A 19192-nucleotide genomic window follows, 5' to 3' on the forward strand; every position below is an offset into this window, starting at 1 on the left:
TTGCGGAAACGCACTATTTTATTTCGATTGTTTTACATTTTACCATCATCTTGAGGGGTCCAGCCATATGATTAACGTCGCCGTCATCGGGGTTTCCGGATTCGGAGCCGTACACTACAATGATTTCGTCCGGGAGCATGCCGCCGGACGCGTGAATGTGGTCGCCGCAACCATCATCAATCAAGCCGAAGAGGCCGAAAAATGCAGCTTTCTGAAATCGATCGGCTGCCGTCTCTTCACCGATTACCGTGCAATGCTTAAGGAGTTCCGCGGCAAAATCGACATCTGTTTCATTCCGACCGGAATCGCAATGCACTGTCCGATGACGGTCGCCGCCCTCGAATCGGGCGCGAACGTCTACGTCGAAAAACCGGTCGCCCCGACCGTTGAGGAGGCCGAAATCATGAAGGCGGCGGAAAAACGCACCGGCCGTTTCGTCGCTGTCGGCTACCAGACCATGTATCAACCGGAGACCCGTCGCATCAAGGAGCTTCTGCTCTCGGGCGCGATCGGCACACCGCGCATATTCAAGTGCTACGCGCTCTGGCCGCGCAGCGACGCCTATTATCACCGCAACAACTGGGCTGCCAGATTTTCGGTCGACGGGAAATGGGTGCTCGACAGTCCGTTCACGAACGCGTTCGCCCACTTCCTGAATCTGCTGATCTTCTATGCGGGAAACAGCTTCGAGGGAACCGTCGATCCGGTCGAAGTTCAGGCCGGCCTGTTCCGTGCCAACCCGATCGAAACCGACGACTTCGCCTCGATTTCCATCACGAGTTCCATCGGGCAGAAACTCTACTTCCATGTGACGCATGTCAGTGAGGAAAACGTCAACCCCATCTCCCGCATCGAAGGCGATGAAGGAGTGATCGATTACAACGAAGAGCGCACCGTCGTCACCCGCAAAAACGGCGAAGTGGAAACCTTCGCCTCCACCCCCGCCGATCAGATGCGCAAACACATCTATGACGCCCTCCTGAAACGTCTGGAAGATCCGAAGCAATTCATCTGCACGATCGAACTCGCCTCAAAGCATACGCTCATTTCAAACGCCGTCTTCGACTCCACGCCGAATCGCGACATCCCTGCGGAATTCGTCCGCATCGTCACTGGAAACGACGGCGTCTCCCGCCGCGTCGTCCCCGGCATCGATGAGGTGATCCGCCGCGCCTTCAACGAAAACCGTCTCGTCGATGCCCGCGACTTCCCATGGGCCACTCCCGGAGAGCCTTTCCGGCTCGACCATTACAAAGGCTTCATCGGAAAATGGGCCGAACACAAAAAATAATCACTTTTTTTCTCAATCATCATTTGCATTTTTGATAATCATTACTATATTTTACCTGTAAAGCAGCCGTTCGGGCGGGGATTGATCGCGCGAAGCGGCGGAAGATCCAGAACAAAAGATGCCTCTGCGGGGGACCGGAAAAGGCATTTTTCGTTCAAGGATCGGCAAAGAGCAACGTTTCAGAGAACACAGGAGAAAAGAAAATGGCCGAACTCAAGAACAGCAAGACCGCCGAAAACCTCGCTTACGCGTTCGCCGGGGAGTCCCAGGCGCGCAACAAGTACACCTACTTTGCCGAAGTCGCCCGTCAGGAAGGCTACGAGCAGATCGCTGCGATCTTCGAACTGACCGCGAACAACGAGAAGGAGCACGCGAAGCTCTGGGCGAAGGAGCTCGGGCTGATCGGCAACACCGCGGCGAACCTGAAAGCCGCCGCCGAGGGCGAACACGGCGAGTGGACCGAGATGTACAAGAACTTCGCCGAAGTCGCCGAGCAGGAGGGATTCACCGCGCTTGCCCGTACGTTCGAACGCGTTGCCGCCATTGAGAAACGCCATGAGGAGCGCTATCTCACGCTGCTCAAGAACGTCGAGGAGAATGAAGTCTGGGTTCGCACCGGTGAGAACCGCTGGGAGTGCCGCAACTGCGGACACGTTTACATCGGGACCAAGGCTCCGGAAGTCTGCCCGGTCTGCAAGAAACCGAAGGCCTTCTTCGAAATCGAAGCGAAGAACTATTAAGTTCTGATCAAAAAGCCCCGGGGAACTGGTTCTCCGGGGCTTTTTTCTGCACAGCAATCCGCTCAGTGTTTTCCACAGTGGCAGGAGTGCCCTTCCCCGTGGCTGTGGCAATTCCCTTCGCCATGCTCATGGCCGTGACCGTGGTGATTGCAGGTAAAATCCGGATCGGCTTCAAGCGTTCCGGCAAGATACCGGCCGACGGCCTCGGTCACATCGCCCTGTACGCCGCCGACGAGCTTGATTCCGCAGTTTGCGAGCGCCTGCTGCGCACCGCCGCCGATGCCGCCGCAGATCAACACATCGACGTTGCGCTCTTTCAGGAAGCCCGCAAGCGCGCCGTGGCCGCTTTCACCGGTCGGCGCATCGACGCGCCCGGTCAGCCGGCCGTCCTCGACCGTGAAAAGTGCAAAGGAGGGGGTGTGGCCGAAGTGCTGAAACACATTGTCGTTCTCACAGGTGACAGCGATAATCATGATATTTCCTTTCTTTCTGATTTCCGGCGGGCGGCCCGGCGCCGTCCCCGGATGTTTTCGACAGCAGAAACGGCAGGCGGAAGCGTCGCATCCGACAGGGGCGGCAACCTCCTCCCCCGCGTCCGAAATCGCGATGCTGCGCCCCGTGGTCAGCGCGAGCGCAACCTGCCTGTGCGCGGAATAGAGCAACCGCTGCAGCGTCCCGCGCGAAATCTCCATCCGCGCCGCTGCCTCAAGCTGATCGAGTTCCTCCAGATCGACCAGACGCAACGCCTCAAGTTCGTCGAGCCGGAGCTCCACAGGAGCTTTCCGCAAAGCCCCCCGGAACATCCGGCACTCCGGATCCAGGCAGACCCGGCGACACTTCCGATTGCGCGGCATGATGGGATTCCCTCTCTGTTATTTCGTGCATATGCACATAATATAACAGAACTTTCCACAAAGTCAAATCAGGAAAAAGCGAATATCTGCGAGGGCGGGGAAAAAACCCCGCTTACCTCCCGGGATAGAGTTCGGAAATGTGAACAGGGTTTCCGGCCTGTTTCATCGCGAGCTGTACCTCCGCAACCGGAAGTTCATGCGCGGAACAGCACCGCTCCGCCACAAGCGAGGCAGTGATTCCCGCCGCCTCGCCGGTCAACGCCGCAACAGGGATCACCCGGGTCACCTCCCACGCGTCGCCGTGCGAAGAAATGCAGCGTCCCGCCGCAACAACATTCTCCAGTTCCTTCGGCAGCAGCGCACGGAACGGGAGTTCCCACACTTTTCCGGTGGTTCGCCAGTCCGCGCAAACGCCGATGGAATCCTCGAAAGCCTGCCACTCCATGCCGGGTTGAAGCGTGAATTCCCCGTCGATCCGCCGTGTATGGCGCAGATCCGCCATCGCCGGAACCTTCAGCGGAAAGCGCGTGCAGCGGTTCGACTTCCCCGACGCATAATCTTCGGAGAGCCTCCGGCGATACTCCGCCCGGCCGGCCATCACAAATTCACTGACCATCCGGCCGTTGACGCCGGGCACCGTAAAATCCGGATCGACCGACCCGCCGACAATCGAGGCGCGGATCGTCGGAGCGAGCAGATGTCCGCCGCCCTGCTCGGAATACTCCAGCGTCCAGCTGGCAAGCGCATTCGCCGCCACCGGGCAGGAAGCTCCCGTATAAAAGGCCAGATCGGCGTCCCCGGAGGCGTCGACGAATGCCGCCGCCCGGAGTTTCCCCGTGCCGGACTTGTTCGCCACCGTAACCGATTCGACCCGTCCCGAGCGACACTCCGCGTCGACGAGCAGTGTGTCGAGCCAGAGATCACAGCCCGACTCCGCCAGGAGCTCATCGAGCGCCAGCACCATCGATGCCGGAGAAAACACCGTGCGGTAACGTTTTTCCTCCGGGAGATTGCGCCCCTCCTTCCAGCCGGCCGGGATGTCGCCGGGACCGTACTTCATGCCGGCTTTGAGCAGCTCCTCGGAGATCCCGAACGTGACCTGCGTGCCGTTGCCGTCGCAGAGCGGCAGATAGATGAAGATGATCCCGGTTGTCGCCAGGCCTCCCCAGAGAACCGTTTTCTCAACCAGCGCCACCCGGCGGCCGCGGCGCGCCGCGGCCAATGCCGCAGCGACTCCGGCCACTCCACCGCCGATCACAACCAGATCGTAACTCTTCTCAAAATTCTCCCGCATCGTTCAATCCCCATTCTACATTCAAAGAGCGAACAGCACCCCGACGATCAACAGCAGCAGTTCCGTCAACGCCCCGGCCAGCGTGATGAGATCCGGCGAAACTCCATTGAAGTTGCGCAGGAAAAAACCGGCAAATCCGGTCGAGGCAAAATAGACCGCCGCTCCGGCGACAATCACACCGAACGGGAAAAAAGCGAGCAGCACGAGGCCGATGATACCGGCAATCCACCAACCGCGCCGCCGATTCTCCTGCGGAACCGGCAGCAGCGGAATCCCCGATTCGCGATCCGGTTCCAGCGCAAGCATCCCCTGCACGGTAAAAGCCCCCGCCAGAATCACCACAATCCAGAGTTTCGCCCCGGAAAAGGCCAGCGCGAACAACAAAGCCGCCTTGCCCACCTCCAACAACGAAACGAAAACCGCCGCGAGTGGATTGCCGATCCGGCTCCAGTCCCCCGTCAATCCCGGCAGGGACTCTCGCAACGGCACTCCGCGCTGCCGCAGCAGCAGACCGCAGGTCAGAAGCGCCAGTCCACGCCCCGAATCCTTCAAATCCAGAAACGCGGTCGCAAGAATCGCAAATATCACGCACCCGGCCAACGGCTTGAACACCAGCGCGCAAAATGCCGCGGCAAACGCCAGCAGCAGACCGATCGCAACCCCGACCAATGGAAAACCTTCCAGCTTCGAGGTTGCATCCACCCGCCCGCCGAACTTCCGCACAAAACCGTCCGGCAGCGGAAAATCGATCAGCATCTCCCAGGCGCCGACCATTCCGCGAAGCAGTTTCTCCGGTTTAGTCATGTCCCTTGATCCTTCTGTATTCAGCCTGCATAAGTTCATACACTCTCGCAGCCAGCTCCTTGCGGGTCTCCCCCGGAACCGGTTCCACGACGGGGAGAACATACACATCCGCGCGCACATGAGAAAGTCCCAGAACCTTCCAGACATGCGGCAGCAGCGCAGCATGGCCGTACCATGCGAGCGGATACGCGCCGGGATCGTCGCTGCTGAAAAACGTCAGCAACGGCTGGACTGCGCATTTCGCCTCCACCGCCGCCTCAAACGGCGTCGACTTGAAAGGCAGAAGTCCATGTTCGCCATCGGTGCTCGTGCCCTCGGGATAAACAAGCAGATTGATTTTGTGTTCCAGCGTCGCAATCATCTCCCCGGCAGCTTCCTTCGACTTCTGGCGCGACGTGCGGTCGATCCAGATCGGATGGCTCTGCGCGACAAACGGCCCGAGTATCGGCCAGCGCCGCATCTCCTGCTTCGGAGCAAAACGGATCGGGAAGATCGCCGCATGCGTCAGAATATCGAGGTATCCCTGGTGATTGCTGACCAGCAACCCGCCGGGAAACTGCTCCGGATCTCCATGAACCACAAGTTCAAAGTCGGCAATCTCCGCCGAACCGCGTGCCCACTCCCGCGCATGCCGCGCCGAACACGCGATCGCATCCCAGCCGCTCCGCCCCTTCTGGTCGCGGTGAACCCGGCAACTCGATACCACAAACCACCAGATCACCTTGAACAACCGAAACAGTCTGCGAAAAAATTTTCTGATCATACCCTCTGCGAACGCCCTTTTTTCCCGTTGCTTTACACCCCGTCAGAACGGGAACTCTTCCATCTCCGCCTGAACCGGCTGTGCCTGCTCAAGCACGGTACGCGGATCCGCCGCGCTCGTCTGCTCGGCAGCCCCGTGAATCATGACCGCCTTCCCCGCCTCATCCATGACCGGGCAGATGTATTGACAGCAGCCGCAGCCGATACACAGATCCCGGATCACATGCGGAATCGTCAGATGTCCCTTGTACGGAACCATCTGCAATGCACCGGTCGGACAGTGCTCGGCACACGCGCCGCAGCTTGTGCCGTCGGTCACGACCACACAGCGCTCCCGGTAATAGTGCACCTCGCCGATCCGGCAGCGGCGCTTCTCCTCCGCGGACAGTTTGCGCAGCGCCCCGGTCGGACACAGATCCGAACATTTGCGGCACTCATATTCGCATTTGCCGATCTCGAACGACAACCGCGGCTGCCCCATCCCGGCCAGCCCGTATTCGAGAAACGCCGGCTTGAGCGTGTGCCCGGTACAGTTCGCAATGCAGATGCCGCACCCTGTGCAGCGGCGGTTGAAGTCGTCACGGTTCCCGGCGCCAGGCGGCATCACCGGCGGAACCCCATTCGCCGGAGTTTGCAGTTTCCCGGCGTTTCCGGCAAGGCGCCCGACAAAGAAAGCTGCCACGCCGGAAACGCCCGCGGCGGCGAGAAACGTGCGCCGCCCCTTGTCGGGAAGCGGAGTCTCGGCAGAAACATCCGCGGCCTCCGCCGTTTTCTCCGGTTCCGCCGCCTTCGGACGGCGATGAAACCCGAGCGCACCGAAGCGGCAGACACTCACACAGTTCATACAGCCGACGCAGCGCGCAGCATCAAGCTCGCGCCCGCGGATGTCGATGCACCCGGCTTTGCAGACTTTCACGCACATGCCGCACTTCATGCACTTCTCCGGGTCGAGCCGCAGCGGCGCAAACGCCCGCTTCGACAGCACTCCGAGCAGCGCCCCCACCGGGCAGAGCGTGTTGCAGAACACCCTCCCCCGCCAGACCGCCGCGAGCAGAATCCCCAGCAGAATCACCCCGGACAACACCGACAGCGCCGGCGGGAACTCCGGCCGCGGCTCAAGCGGCTGAATCGCCTCGATCCGCCCGTAAAGCTCGTTGTTGACCTCCGTGAAGAGCGCCTGACCCGGCCCGGCCGCGTTCCGTCCGAAGAGCGAATACGGGTCGAGCGGCCCGAGCGGAAACATCCAGCCGCCAACCGCGCAGCAGATCAGAATGACGAGCACGATGATCCGCGTCCGCCGGAAATCCGGCATCGTCCGATATTTCAATTTGTTGAACGTGAGAAGTTTCCCGAGCCGGGAAGCGATGTCCTGAAGCACCCCGAGCGGACAGCAGAACGAACAGTAAAGCCGCCCGACCAGCAGCGTAACCGCCACAATCACCAGAAAAAACACAGCAGAAATCAGCGAAAGCTGCGTCACCATCCGCAGCAGCGCCGGCAGAAACTCCCCCTTCGCCGCATTCGCGGCAAATCGGTGCAACGAGGAGAATCCCGCAGCGAAGCTCAGCAGCACCAGCAGCGAGATGAGGACGCGCAGCGTTTTAAGCAGACGGTATTTCCACATGATTAAAGCATGATCCTCCGGATGTCGAGCGTATTGAGTTTCGTTGTGCCGAGCCCGAGTTTCTCCGCGTTCCTGATATGTGCGATCGTTTCAAGCGGGAAACCGATCAGGCGCGCACCGGCCGTATCCACCGCGACGATGTCGCGCGAGAGCAGCAGACTCTTCATGTTGCGGACGACCGAATTCGCGTTGCCGCGCGGCCCGCCGGTGCTCATAACCCGGAAGGCATCGACCACATTCAGGTCGGGCCGCCGGATCAGGCTCGCGTCGGCGATGCACTGTTGAAGGTCGTTCGCGTGCATGAAACGGCGATCCCACACAAGCCCCATGAAATTCTTCATTGCGCAGGTCAGTTTCGCGCCGCCGTGGTGCTTCAGCACCGGAACATTGAAGAACACGTCGCAGTCGAGAATCAGCCGGTGAACTTTCGGTCTCTTCATCCGCAGCGCCTTCGGCACATCGATTTCGCGGTAATCCTCCTCGACGGCGCCGGAGACCATCGTACCGCCCTCGGCCTCGACCGCAGCCTTGATTCCGCTGGTCGAATAGCTGTTCACCCAGTTGTCGCAGGTGTGATCAAAGACGAACACCTCCTTCGCACCCGCCTCGAAACACCGCTTCACCATGCGCCCGACCAGGCCGGGATTCGCGTTCGCGCCGCTCTCAGGCGGACGATCCCATCCGATATTCGGCTTGATGACCACGCTCTGTCCGGGCTTCACAAACGCCTGGATCCCGCCGAAGAGGGTGATTCCGGTATCAAACATGTCGGCGGGGGATTCTCCGCGCAGAGCCACCAAGTCCGGGCTTTTCCCCTCCGTCTCCGAAGCGCCTCCCCGTTTTTCAGCGCCACCGAGTTTTCCGGCGACTCCCGCCGCCACGGCGAGAACCGCTGCACCCTTCAAAAAATCGCGTCGCTCCATGACAAGACCTCCGTGCAGAATTGTTCGGACAATGAAAACTGTATAAATTATAGCACGCTTCCCCTCTTTTTACAAGAAAAGAGCCTCGAAAACTTGAGAATCCGCCGTTTCAGGAGTATAGTATAGAACCGTATCACAGTGCGAACAACAATCAGGGAAAGAACCATGTTTCCATTTTTCCGGGCTGTAAAGTCTTACTCGCTCACACTGATCGCCGGTCTGCTGCTTCTGCTCGGTGCCGGCTGCGGGGAATCCGCCGACGCAACCGTCGACAAAATCCGGGTCGTCGACGGCGCGGAACAGTGCACCCTCCCCGGCAGCCCCTTCGCGAAACCGGTCAAACTCGAACTTCTCGGCCCGCAGCAGCCGGGCATGCTCGGGGGCAAGGGAAGTCGCGCTCCCGCAGCGGGAGCTGTCGTCTTCCTCGAACCCGCCGACGGTTCCGACCTCAAGGTGGAACCCGCGACCGTCACGACCGACGAAGGCGGCGGCGTGACGTTCAAAGTCACCGCCGGGAAAAACACGGGCGACCAGTATTTGCGCGTCATTCCGAAGGATCATCCCGGCAAAAGCATCACGCTGCGTTTCATCACCGGCATGCAAATTGACGGCGATGAACGGCAGTACAAAACCGGTTCGGTCACCACGGAACCGCTCTCGGTCAAACTCGTGAAGCCCGATGGGTCCCCCGCCGCCGGCGTCGCCGTCAACTTCGATCTGCTCTCAACGAGCGAAGGCGCCAGCTCCAGGGCGAAGATCCTCACCCCCGTCGCCGTCACCAATGCCGACGGGGTCGCGGAAACCGACGTGCAGCTCGGAGACAAAACCGGCATCTACAACGTCGGAATCAGCGTCGTGAATCCCGAAGAGGGATTCCTGATTCAGAACAAGACCATCAAATTGCTCGGGTTCAACGTACTCTCGGTCGTGATCGCCGTGCTCGGCGGGCTTGCGCTCTTCATCTTCGGCATGGAGCTCATGGGCGACGGCATCCAGAAAATCGCCGGAGAGAACATGAAGAAAGTGCTGCAGTTCTTTGCCCGCAACGGCATCGTCGCAGTGCTGGCAGGAACGCTCGTCACCGCCGTCATTCAATCCTCCAGTGCCACGACGGTCATGGTCATCGGCTTCATCAACGCGGGTCTGCTGAATCTCACGCAGGCGATCGGGATCATCTTCGGCGCGAACATCGGTACGACCGTCACCGCCCAGATCATCTCGTTCAACCTCTCCGGACTCGCACTGCCGGCGATCACGATCGGATTCGTCATCACGCTCTCGAAAAAACGCACCGCCAAGGGGTGGGGAGAATCGATCCTCGGATTCGGGCTGTTATTCTTCGGCATGACGCTGATGTCCGACGAACTCAAGCTGCTCGCGGATTTCCCGGGATTCCGGGAAGCGTTTCGCTGGTTCGACTGCACGCCGGCCTCCATCGGCGGCTGGATGCCGATCGGAGCGGTGCTCGGCGCGATCCTCATCGGGCTCGTGGCGACCGTGCTGATCCAGTCGAGCTCGGCGGCGATGGGCATCGTGCTCGCGCTCGCCGCGGGCGGGCTCATCAACTTCTGGACCGCGGTTCCGCTGCTCATCGGCACAAATATCGGAACCACCATCACCGCTCAGCTCGCATCGCTCACGGCCAACCGGGTGGCCAAACAGGCCGCGCTGGCTCACACGCTCTTCAACGTCTTCGGCGCGCTGCTCATGCTTGTGCTCTTCTACGTTCCGTTCGGACCGCAGCGGATTCCGATCTTCCTCTACTTCATCAACGAAATCACGCCGGGCAATGTGTTTGCGCCTGATCCGCAGAACATCGAACGCCACATCGCCATGGCGCACACCTTCTTCAACATCGCGGTGGTCGTGCTTCTGCTGCCGTTCCTGAGCCAGTTCGCAAAGCTCTGCAACCGGCTGCTGCCGATTCCGGCCGATGAGAAGATCCACATCCAGCCCCTCGAACCGAACCTGCTGGCCACGCCGTCGATCGCGCTCAAGCAGGCGGTCTCCGCCATTCACACGATGGTCGAGGACGCCTGGAAGATGGTCGATCAGGCGGTCAACATGCACTTCATCGCCGGGGTCTCCGACAAGGAGAAGTACGAAGCGCTCGCCGAAGCCGAGGAGCGGATTGACGCCATGCAGGCCGAAGTCACCGCCTACCTCGTGCAGATCACGCGCCGGCCCCTCACCGAGCCGCAGTCGGAACTCGTTCCGCTGCTGATGCACTGCACGAACGATGCGGAACGGATCGCCGACCACACCGCGCTCATCCTCCAGTTGACCGACCGGCTGCTCAAAACCGGGAAAAAGGTTTCGCTCTCCGGCAAGAAAGATCTGCGCAAACTCTGGAACGTCCTCGACGACCAGGCGCGCAACACGATCTCCGCGCTCGGCAGCACGAATCCCGAACAGGTCAAGTTCGCGTTGAAAGATGAACGGCGACTCCAGAAGATGGCCGCGAAACTCGAGGACGCCCACACCGAGCGGCTGCGCAAAGGCAAGTGCCAGCTTGCGAACGCCGTCATCTTCATCGAGATGCTCGGCGAAATGACCAAAATCGGCGAACGCCTCACGAACATCGCGGAACGTACGCCGGAAATTCAGAAACACTATATCGAGTTGCAGAAATGAGTGATTACAGAATCGTATCGTTTGAAGCCGTCGCCGAGGCCGTCGCCGATCTCTGCGGCAAAGCCGCCTGCGACCTGCCGCCGGATGTGCTCGACCGTCTCCGGCAGATGGAAGCGCGCGAAACGTCCGAACTCGGGCGCGACTTTTTTGCGCAGTATCTTGAAAACGCCCGCATCGCCCGCGAGGAGCGCATGCCGCTCTGCCAGGACACCGGGTTTGCGGTCTGTTTCGTCGAACTCGGCGACCGCGTCCGCTTCGATCGCGGCACGGTCTACGAGGCGATCAGCGAGGGTGTCGCGCGCGGCTACCGCGAACACTTTCTGCGCAAGTCGATCGTGAACGACCCGCTTTTCGACCGGAAGAACACGCAGGACAACACGCCTCCGGTGATCCATCTCGAACTCGTTCCCGGGGAAAAACTCCACATCACGCTCGCGCCCAAGGGCGGCGGCTCGGAAAACATGTCCGCGATCCGGATGCTGAAACCCTCCGACGGACGGCAGGGCGTGGTCGATTTCGCGGTCGAGACGTTGCGCAAGGCGGGCGGCAACCCCTGCCCCCCGACCGTGGTCGGCATGGGCATCGGCGGAACATTTGAGAAAGCCGCGTTCCTCGCGAAAAAGGCTCTGCTGCGCAAGATCGGCGAACCGAATCCTGATCCGCGCTACGCCGAACTCGAAGCGGAGATCCTCGAAAAAATCAACGCGACCGGCGTCGGGCCGCAGGGACTCGGCGGTTCGGTGACGAGCCTTGCCGTGCACATCGAATTTTTCCCGTGCCACATCGCAAGTCTGCCGGTCGCGATCAATGTGAACTGCCATGCGGCGCGCCATGCGGAGGTGGAACTGTGAATACGATGATCAAACTGACGACTCCTCTTTCGCTCGAAACGGTGCGGAGTTTGAAAGCGGGCGACCGCGTACTGCTCTCCGGCGTGATCTGGACGGGGCGCGACCAGGCGCACAAGCGGCTCGTCGCCCTGCTCGACGAGGGGAAACCGCTTCCGTGCGACCTCGACGGACAGGTCATCTACTTCGTCGGCCCCTGCCCCGCGAAACCCGGAATGCCGATCGGCAGCGCCGGTCCGACCACAAGCTACCGCATGGACGCCTATTCGCCACGGCTGCTCGCGGAGTGCGGATTGCGCGGCATGATCGGCAAGGGAGCGCGCACCGCCCCGGTTGTGGAGGCGATGAAACAATATGGCGCGGTCTACTTCGCCGCCACCGGCGGTGCGGGGGCGCTCATCGCCCGGTGCGTGAAAAAGTGCGAGCTCGTCGCGTTTCCCGATCTCGGACCCGAGGCGATCTACCGGCTCGAAGTCGAGGATTTTCCGCTCGTCGTCGCGACCGACGCGAACGGCGAAACGCTCTATCGCTGAGCGCGGCGGCGGGCGCGGATCTGTTCGCGACGGTAAAGAGAGACCGCCGCCCGTTCGACCGCGCGCCAGAATGCGCCGTCCTCCTCGAGCGTCCGCCGCAGCGATTTGCCGCTGTAGAGCTTCATGAACCGGCAGCGGTCGCGCCGCGTCAGTCCGATGTCCATGCTTGAAAAGTAGATCCCGGCCACATCTTTCACACGATAGCGGTACGGCACGGCGGAACGGATCTCCGCCCGGTGCAGATCGATGACATACAAGTGCGGCAGCGCTTCGTCCCGCGTCGCGTTGTCGAGCAGGAAATGGCAGAGATAGCAGTCACGATGGTTCAGCCCCGCCGCGTGCATCGTCCGCACCATCGTTGCGAGCCGCCGCGTCAGTCCGATGCGGAACCGCGGCGCGGGCGGATGTGCCGGCCAGTCGCGGCAGAGATCCTCGAGGCTCGTCATATTTTTCAGCTCTGCGGTCACGAGGAACGACTCGAGCTTCGCGGGATTCGTACCCCGGCAGCCGCAGGCGTGTGAAGTCATCGTGTCAACGCCGACCCGGTGCAGCAGCGCAAGCGCCTCGTATTCGTTGCGCGCGCCGAGCACGGGCTTCTTGAAGCGCAGCCAGTTCTTGAAGATTTCGCGCCAGCCGACGCCGTGGTGAACCTTCGCGAAATATCCCTTCCCTTCGAGTTCAAACCGGAACGTGCGGCGGCTCTTGACGTGGCGGAACACCTCGCCTTCGATCGCCGCGACCGCTTCGAACGGATCGCGTCCCTGCCATGCCCGCTCGAATTCCGGGGCCAGATCAATGAATTGCGCCATGTGCCGCCTCCTCGATCGCATCGACCGCCGCCTCCGGGCGACGGTAGAAATCCGCGTTCCGACCATATTCCGCACACTGTTGCCGCATGACGTCAAGCCGCCCGGGAATCGACAGCAATTCCGCAAGTTTCGCCGCGAACGCCGCCTGGTCGAACGGCCCGGGCAGCACCATTCCGCCCGACTCGGCCACGTAGCCGCTGAAGCCGCAGTTCTCCGTGCAGCAAACCGGAGTTCCCGCCGCAATCGCTTCCACAAGAACATTCCCCGCCGCCTCATTGCGCGCCGGGTGGACGAGCAGATCGGCCGCGAGCATCAGCTCCCGGACGTCGTCGCGGCCGCCGCCGAACGTCACGCGGCCGGCCAGATTCAACCGGCGCGCGAGCGATTCGAACTTCCGGCTCGACTCGCGCCCGGCGATGAACAGTTTCGTCTTTCTCAGCAGCTCCTCCGGCAGGGCGGCAAATGCTTCGAGCGTGCGGTCGACCCCTTTCGTCCGGAAGCCGGAACCGACTTCGAGCAGCAGCGTCTCTTCCGGAGCGACCCCGAGTTCGGCCCGTTTGGCAGCGCGCACTTCCTCCGCATTCTCCGGGCGTCTGTGCGCGGGAGAGATTCCGGGCGGCAACAGCGTGAACCGCGCCTCCTGTGTGCCGTAAACTTCGACGAACTCCCGCTTCTGCCGTTCCGTCAGGCAGAGGATCCGCGTCTTCGACTCCGGCGCGAACACCGCCCGCTCGAGAGCGAGGAACGTCCGGTAACGCGGCAGAAGCGCCAGCACCCACTTCGGGTGGCGCGCCGCCGCACTCTTTGCAAAACAGTTGTCCGCCGCGAAATAGAGGTCAAGCCCGGGCAGCCGGTTGAATCCGACGACCCGGTCGAACCGCCCGGCGGCCGCGAACGCCCCGATCTCCGCGGCAAAGTGTTTTGCGCGCGCATGGTTGGATAAGCCGCGCGCGGGGAACAGTTTGAGCACAATGCCGTCGGGCGGGGCATCTTCACTCTGCCACGCCATTGTGGCGATCGTGACCTCATGACCGCGCCGGAGTGCGGCTTCTGCGATCCGCAGCATGTCGCTCTGAAGCCCCCCGTGAGGGAAATAGCGGAAGATCGGAAAGAGCAGCCTCATGCCTGCAACCTGTCGAGCGAATCGTCGGCCAGGATCTCGCGGTAATGCAGCGATTCAAGTTCGCGTTCGATGCGCTGCCTTGCGGCGGGCTTCGAGGTTTTGCGGTCTTTCGGCTGAGGATTCAGGATCATCGTCGCGTGGTTCAGATGCCGGATGAATTTCATCAGTTCGGCCGATTCAATGAAATACATCTCGAATCCGGCCTTCACGAGGGCAAGATGGAGCGATTTTCCGGCGGTGGTGTCGTCGAAGAACCCCTGCCCGACCTGACGCACGTGAGCCGTGCGGTACATCGCGCAATGGCTGCGCAGGTAACGGACCTCCTTGTTGCTCTTCCGACCGAGCAGACGGCGGAAGAAGGTTTCGAACCCTTTGCCGAACCGTTTCCAGGGGGAGACGATTTCAAGCTTCCAGCTGCCGATTCCCGCGATTTTCGGAGAAGCGATGAGCCGGTTGATGAGAAAATCGAGCCAGAGATCGTTGATGACGATCGTGTCGGTATGCATCACCATGAAATAAGGGGTATCGACCTCCGCCAGTGCGAGATCGAGCGCGCGGGCGTGCATCTGAGGTCCGGTTTCGCCGGGGACGGCGGGCCGTTCGATGAGGTTGATCCACTCAACGCTGCGCAGATATTCGGTCGAGGCGTCCCGGGAGTCGTTGTCGACGACAATGACCTTGATCCGTTCGAGGTTCGTATGCAGCCGCAGCGAACGCAGACACAGCTTCGTCAGCCCCGCGGTCTTGTAATTCGGAATGATGATGGTGACTTCCGGTTTCTGCATCTTTCCGTAAGGAATTCCCTGGTTGCGTGTTACTCTTTTTCGATAATATACCCTTGCTTTTCCGGTTTGACAAGCAGCTGCGGAAAAAAAACTCCGCATCCGCCGGGATCGACCTTGCATTTTTCTCCTCTCTGCATTATTTTTCCTTACCGGAAAGAGGAGCCGGGTCTTTTTCATCATCAGCCGCAGGAGGTCGGGGCATGAATCAAATGTGCTGCACGAAAGGGTTGCGGAAGCGTTCGGAGAAGAAACTGTTCGGGCTGCCGCTCTACGACATCGCGATCGGGCCGGATCCGGAAAAGGATGAGAAACGGGGCCGCGCCAGAGGGATCATCGCCATTGGCGACATCGCCACCGGCGTGATTGCGCTCGGCGGGGTTGCGCGCGGCGGAATCGCAGCGGGCGGGGTTGCGATCGGAGTCGTCGCATTCGGCGGCGGCGCGATCGGCGGGATCAGCATCGGCGGAATCGCAGCGGCTCTTCTGTTCGCAGTCGGCGGGGTTGCGCTCTCGCTCGGACTGGCCGTCGGCGGACTCGCCATCGGAATCTGGTCGGCGCTCGGAGCGGTCGCCATCGGAACCAACGCCCAGGGAGCAGTCGCCATCGGCTGGTACGCGAAAGGAGCGGTCGCCATCGGAAAATTCGCAGAGGGAGCCGTTTCGATCCTCATCTTCCAATAAAATTGCAAAACGTTGCGCCCCCCGTGCAGCGCGCCCGGGGGGAGCCTCTTCTCCGTCGAACTCCCGCAAAAAAAGACCTGTTTCCGGACTCGCCGGGAAGTATTTCCCGGGTTGCAATTTCCCGGGGAAGCGTCTATAGTAAAGCAGCGTTTTCGCGATCGACGATCCAACCAAACCGGGGACAGCTGCTGAAATCATGAATCGTTTTCTCGACCGTTTCTTTCATTACTCCGCTCACAACAGTTCGATGAAAACCGAGGTCATCGCCGGACTCTCGACTTTTGCGGCGATGGCGTACATCATCTGCATCCAGCCTGCGCTCTTCTCCGGGCAGATGACCGGGACGCCGACCGGAATGCCGTTCGGGGCGCTGCTCACGACCACCTGCATCGCCTCGGCGTTCGGCACGATTTTAATGGGATTGCTCGCCAATTATCCGATCGGACTCGCCCCCGGCATGGGGACGAATTTCTTCATCCTCTTCGGCGTCATGGGCGGCTGTGCCGCCGCCACCGGCGGGAAAATGGGCGATCCGGTCGTCTGGCAGACCACGATGGGCGTCGTACTGATCTCCGGAGTCATCTTCCTCGTCACCTCGTTCACGAAACTGCGGAAGTGGATGCTGACCTCGCTGAGTCCCTCCCTCAAATACGGCATCGTGACCGGAATCGGCCTCTTCATCGCCATGCTCGGACTCCGGAACGGCGGCATCATCGACATCACCAACGGACAAATGACACTCAAAACCGCCGTGACCGATACGGCTTCCCTCATCTTCTTCACGGGAGTCGTCGCCATCACGATTCTGCACCATTTCAAGGTCAAGGGCGGCGTGCTGCTCGGGATTCTCGCTTCGGGACTCGTCGCGTTTCTCTGCGGAAAAATCCAGTTCTCCGGCATCGTCGGAATGCCGGCCAATCCGATGCCGCTCGTACTCAAGGCCGACGTCGTCACGGTTTTTCAGCACATCATCCAGCTGCTGCCGCTGATCTTCATCTGCTTCTTCATGGACATGTTCGACACGATGGGCTCCGTCCTCGGGGTGGCGACCAGCGCGAAACTCCTCAATAAAAACAACGAAATCGAACGACTCGAACGGGTATTCGCCGCCGATGCCACCGCAACCGTGGCGGGCGCTCTCTGCGGACAGAGCACCGTCACCTCCTATCTCGAGAGTGCCGCGGGAGCGGAGGCGGGCGGCCGGACCGGACTGACCGCCGTGGTGATCGGAATCTGTTTTCTGCTGGCGATGTTCTTCTCGCCGTTCATCATGGCGATCGCGGGATATCCGCCGGTCACCTCGGCCGCGCTTGTGGTCGTGGGAGTCATGATGATGAGTTCCGTCTCCGAAATCCGATGGGATGACTACACCGAGGCGGTTCCCGCGTTCCTGATCTTCGCGGGAATCCCGTTCAGCAACAGCATCGTCGGCGGAATCTCCCTCGGCCTCATCCTCTATCCGTTCATCAAGATCGGCAGCGGAAAAATCCGGGATCTGAACTGGTTCTCCTATCTTTCCGCAGCGTTCCTGATTCTCTACCTCATCCTGCTGAACGGAAAATAACCGGAAAGCCACCGCATCCACAAGAATTCCCGGGCAAGTTGTTATATAGAAGTATGATTGGTTATATAAAATGCGATTTTTACAGAACAAGCTCTTGGCTCGAACGTTTCCCCGTGGTATAATTAACATGGAAATCAAACAGAAAGATTCGATCCATGTACGACGGCGTGGAACAACGGGAACTCAACAAAAGCGAACGGTTATTCCGTTATCTTTACGATGCGATCCGGAGGGGGGAACTCCAGCATGGATCCCGCCTGGCCTCAGAGTCAGAACTGGCGAAAGCGCATAACTGCTCACGAATCACCGTCCGCTCAAGCCTGCGGCAGCTTCAGGAGCTCAAACTCATCCGGCGCGTGCGCGGTGACGGGACTTACATCAGCAGCGAGGGGGTGCGGTTCTCCAGCCGCAGAAATATCGCCCTCGTCGTGGATGCGACTTACGATGATCCCTTTTTTCAGGGAGTAGATCCCTATTTTTCCCATCTGATGCACGGCCTGCTTCAGAACGGAAACACGCTCGACTTTTCGGCGAATTTCATCGTCGTGCAGCCGAGAGATGTCAATTTCATGGGGGCGTTCGCGCGGCAGGGAATCCGGCTGTGTGATTTCGACGGACTGATTTTCACGCGGCAGCTGACCGCACCAGAACTCGACCTGCTCGAACAGGAGCGCCGCCACTTTGTGGCTCTGCAGGAGCCGTGCGATGACCGGGAGATCTCGTATGCCGCCATCGATAACGTCTCTGGCGACCAGCCATCTGCTCGACCGCGGGCGGCGCGAACTCATCTTCTTCCACGATTCGCTCGACATCAAGGTCAACCGGGACAAGATGACCGGGTTCAACCGGGCGCTGGACGAAGCGGGCATAGACTCCTCTCCCGCAGCGCGGCGCCATTACGAAATCGACCCCATGTCCATCGAAAGCGGAGCGGAAGCCATCCGCCGGTTACTGGATGAAAAACAGACTTTCGATGGACTCATCGTGCGCGGTGACTGGGCGTTCATCGGCATGGTCAATGTACTCCGTGAAAAGAAGATCCGGATTCCGGAAGATGTCTCACTCATCCTTTACGACGATCCGGCCATCGCGTCGCGCGTACTGAATCTGGAAATCTCCCATATCTGGCAGCCTTACTCGGAACAGCTCCGCAACGCACTTGAAATCCTCACGCGCAATCTGCCGCGTCCGCTGCCGATCAACACGGTCCATATCATCCAGCCCACTCTCGTGGTCCGGAAAACCAGTTAATCATCAAACAGGAGTCACCCCTATGAAGCGAAAATTCACATTGATCGAACTTCTTGTCGTGATTGCAATTATCGCCATTCTGGCGTCGATGCTGCTTCCCGCGCTGAATCAGGCGCGTGAGAGAAGCAGAAAAACCAACTGTCTGAACAATGAAAAACAGATCGGACTCGCAATCGAACTCTACGCGGGAGACTATGATTCATGGATCGTCGGCTACTGGAAATCCGGATATAAGCCCTCCGAATGGTGGTACTGGAATCTGAGACTTCTCGGATATCTGCCCAGGAAACAAATCTGGATCTGCCAGACCAATCTGCAGGAAGCTCCAAAGCCGGAAACCGTCGACATCACCTACTGCCGGGTCAACCACAACCAATGGCGTGCGTTCTGCAACAGTTACGAGGGGACCGACCGTTTTTACAAGCTGAGCCGGCTGCCGCAGCCATCCCGGCAAATCCTGGTCATGGAGAGCCGGTTCGCACCTACCGGATACGAGAACCGACAGAATTCCGCCCCGCGCAATGGAGAGTCTCTGCGCTACTCTCAGTTGAAACAGTATGGGGCATTCTGCCACAACAACACCATGAACGGACTTTTCGCCGACGGACACGCGACTTCGCTCCAGATCGACGAGATCACGCTGGAAATGATGAACGACCCCAACAACTGAGAG

Annotated in this window: 19 protein-coding genes and 1 pseudogene; 10 read left to right on the forward strand and 10 right to left on the reverse strand. The window is 60.2% G+C overall.

Going from position 1 to position 19192, the window contains the following annotated elements; genetic code table 11:
• Window positions 1-67: 67 nt before the first annotated feature.
• Entirely contained in the window at window positions 68-1291 is a 1224-nt protein-coding gene (locus tag Q0K10_RS00705; RefSeq protein WP_294501850.1) for a Gfo/Idh/MocA family oxidoreductase, read from the forward strand.
• Between the two features lie 203 nt (window positions 1292-1494).
• Window positions 1495-2031, forward strand: a complete 537-nt coding sequence (rbr, locus tag Q0K10_RS00710) for a rubrerythrin (protein ID WP_294501852.1) — start codon at window positions 1495-1497, stop codon at window positions 2029-2031.
• A 62-nt stretch (window positions 2032-2093) separates the two neighbouring features.
• Here the strand turns inward: rbr and Q0K10_RS00715 are convergent, their stop codons facing one another.
• The 6 genes from Q0K10_RS00715 to Q0K10_RS00740 form a co-directional block, all read right to left on the reverse strand.
• On the reverse strand, window positions 2094-2885 hold the full coding sequence (locus Q0K10_RS00715) for a NifB/NifX family molybdenum-iron cluster-binding protein (RefSeq protein WP_294501854.1): 792 nt from the start codon (window positions 2883-2885) through the stop codon (window positions 2094-2096).
• A gap of 112 nt (window positions 2886-2997) precedes the next feature.
• Window positions 2998-4179: an FAD-dependent oxidoreductase gene (locus Q0K10_RS00720; RefSeq protein WP_294501856.1), complete on the reverse strand. Its 1182-nt coding sequence runs from the start codon at window positions 4177-4179 to the stop codon at window positions 2998-3000.
• A gap of 21 nt (window positions 4180-4200) precedes the next feature.
• On the reverse strand, window positions 4201-4983 hold the full coding sequence (locus tag Q0K10_RS00725) for a hypothetical protein (RefSeq protein WP_294501858.1): 783 nt from the start codon (window positions 4981-4983) through the stop codon (window positions 4201-4203).
• On the reverse strand, window positions 4976-5746 hold the full coding sequence (locus Q0K10_RS00730) for a 1-acyl-sn-glycerol-3-phosphate acyltransferase (RefSeq protein WP_294501860.1): 771 nt from the start codon (window positions 5744-5746) through the stop codon (window positions 4976-4978). Before Q0K10_RS00730 ends, Q0K10_RS00725 begins: the two co-directional genes overlap by 8 nt.
• A 42-nt stretch (window positions 5747-5788) precedes the next feature.
• The gene (locus Q0K10_RS00735; protein WP_294501862.1) at window positions 5789-7369 is read right to left on the reverse strand and encodes a 4Fe-4S binding protein; all 1581 of its coding nucleotides are present in this window, start codon (window positions 7367-7369) and stop codon (window positions 5789-5791) included.
• Between the two features lie 2 nt (window positions 7370-7371).
• The gene (locus tag Q0K10_RS00740) at window positions 7372-8292 is read right to left on the reverse strand and encodes a DUF362 domain-containing protein (protein ID WP_294501864.1); all 921 of its coding nucleotides are present in this window, start codon (window positions 8290-8292) and stop codon (window positions 7372-7374) included.
• 165 nt (window positions 8293-8457) lie between these two features.
• Here Q0K10_RS00740 and Q0K10_RS00745 point away from each other — a divergent pair, with 165 nt between their 5' ends.
• Genes Q0K10_RS00745 through Q0K10_RS00755 form a run of 3 tightly spaced genes read left to right on the forward strand, consistent with a single transcriptional unit; the run spans window position 8458 to window position 12307 of the window.
• A complete protein-coding gene (locus Q0K10_RS00745) occupies window positions 8458-10926 on the forward strand; it encodes a Na/Pi symporter (protein ID WP_294501866.1) in 2469 nt (822 codons plus the stop codon).
• Entirely contained in the window at window positions 10923-11777 is an 855-nt protein-coding gene (locus tag Q0K10_RS00750; RefSeq protein ID WP_294501868.1) for a fumarate hydratase, read from the forward strand. Before Q0K10_RS00745 ends, Q0K10_RS00750 begins: the two co-directional genes overlap by 4 nt.
• 5 nt (window positions 11778-11782) lie before the next feature.
• The gene (locus tag Q0K10_RS00755) at window positions 11783-12307 is read left to right on the forward strand and encodes a Fe-S-containing hydro-lyase (protein WP_294502018.1); all 525 of its coding nucleotides are present in this window, start codon (window positions 11783-11785) and stop codon (window positions 12305-12307) included.
• On the opposite strand, the gene rfaP is transcribed toward Q0K10_RS00755, so the two are convergent.
• Genes rfaP through Q0K10_RS00770 form a run of 3 tightly spaced genes read right to left on the reverse strand, consistent with a single transcriptional unit; the run spans window position 12298 to window position 15024 of the window.
• The gene (gene rfaP / locus Q0K10_RS00760; RefSeq protein ID WP_294501870.1) at window positions 12298-13116 is read right to left on the reverse strand and encodes a lipopolysaccharide core heptose(I) kinase RfaP; all 819 of its coding nucleotides are present in this window, start codon (window positions 13114-13116) and stop codon (window positions 12298-12300) included. The two genes, Q0K10_RS00755 and rfaP, sit on opposite strands and share 10 nt — an antisense overlap.
• Window positions 13100-14239: a glycosyltransferase family 4 protein gene (locus Q0K10_RS00765; protein ID WP_294501872.1), complete on the reverse strand. Its 1140-nt coding sequence runs from the start codon at window positions 14237-14239 to the stop codon at window positions 13100-13102. Before Q0K10_RS00765 ends, rfaP begins: the two co-directional genes overlap by 17 nt.
• A complete protein-coding gene (locus Q0K10_RS00770) occupies window positions 14236-15024 on the reverse strand; it encodes a glycosyltransferase (RefSeq protein WP_294501874.1) in 789 nt (262 codons plus the stop codon). The genes Q0K10_RS00765 and Q0K10_RS00770 overlap by 4 nt, the downstream gene beginning before the upstream one ends.
• A 200-nt stretch (window positions 15025-15224) precedes the next feature.
• Here Q0K10_RS00770 and Q0K10_RS00775 point away from each other — a divergent pair, with 200 nt between their 5' ends.
• The 3 genes and pseudogenes from Q0K10_RS00775 to Q0K10_RS15545 all read left to right on the forward strand — a co-directional run.
• Window positions 15225-15704 carry a hypothetical protein gene (locus Q0K10_RS00775; RefSeq protein WP_294501876.1) on the forward strand — a complete coding sequence of 160 codons (480 nt, stop codon included), beginning with the start codon at window positions 15225-15227 and terminating at the stop codon, window positions 15702-15704.
• 196 nt (window positions 15705-15900) lie between these two features.
• Complete coding sequence (locus Q0K10_RS00780) at window positions 15901-17268, forward strand: NCS2 family permease (RefSeq protein ID WP_294501878.1); 1368 nt, start codon at window positions 15901-15903, stop codon at window positions 17266-17268.
• Between the two features lie 155 nt (window positions 17269-17423).
• Window positions 17424-17588 (forward strand): annotated as a pseudogene (locus Q0K10_RS15545) (GntR family transcriptional regulator); the annotation flags it as partial.
• Here the strand turns inward: Q0K10_RS15545 and Q0K10_RS00785 are convergent.
• Complete coding sequence (locus Q0K10_RS00785; RefSeq protein ID WP_294501880.1) at window positions 17583-17948, reverse strand: hypothetical protein; 366 nt, start codon at window positions 17946-17948, stop codon at window positions 17583-17585. The pseudogene Q0K10_RS15545 and the gene Q0K10_RS00785 overlap by 6 nt on opposite strands.
• A gap of 43 nt (window positions 17949-17991) precedes the next feature.
• Between Q0K10_RS00785 and Q0K10_RS00790 the strand changes: the two genes are divergently transcribed.
• Window positions 17992-18519, forward strand: a complete 528-nt coding sequence (locus Q0K10_RS00790; protein WP_294501882.1) for a LacI family DNA-binding transcriptional regulator — start codon at window positions 17992-17994, stop codon at window positions 18517-18519.
• Between the two features lie 22 nt (window positions 18520-18541).
• Window positions 18542-19189: a type II secretion system protein gene (locus Q0K10_RS00795; protein WP_294501884.1), complete on the forward strand. Its 648-nt coding sequence runs from the start codon at window positions 18542-18544 to the stop codon at window positions 19187-19189.
• Window positions 19190-19192: the final 3 nt, after the last annotated feature.

The organism is uncultured Victivallis sp. (assembly GCF_944391105.1).
Lineage (GTDB): Bacteria > Verrucomicrobiota > Lentisphaeria > Victivallales > Victivallaceae > Victivallis.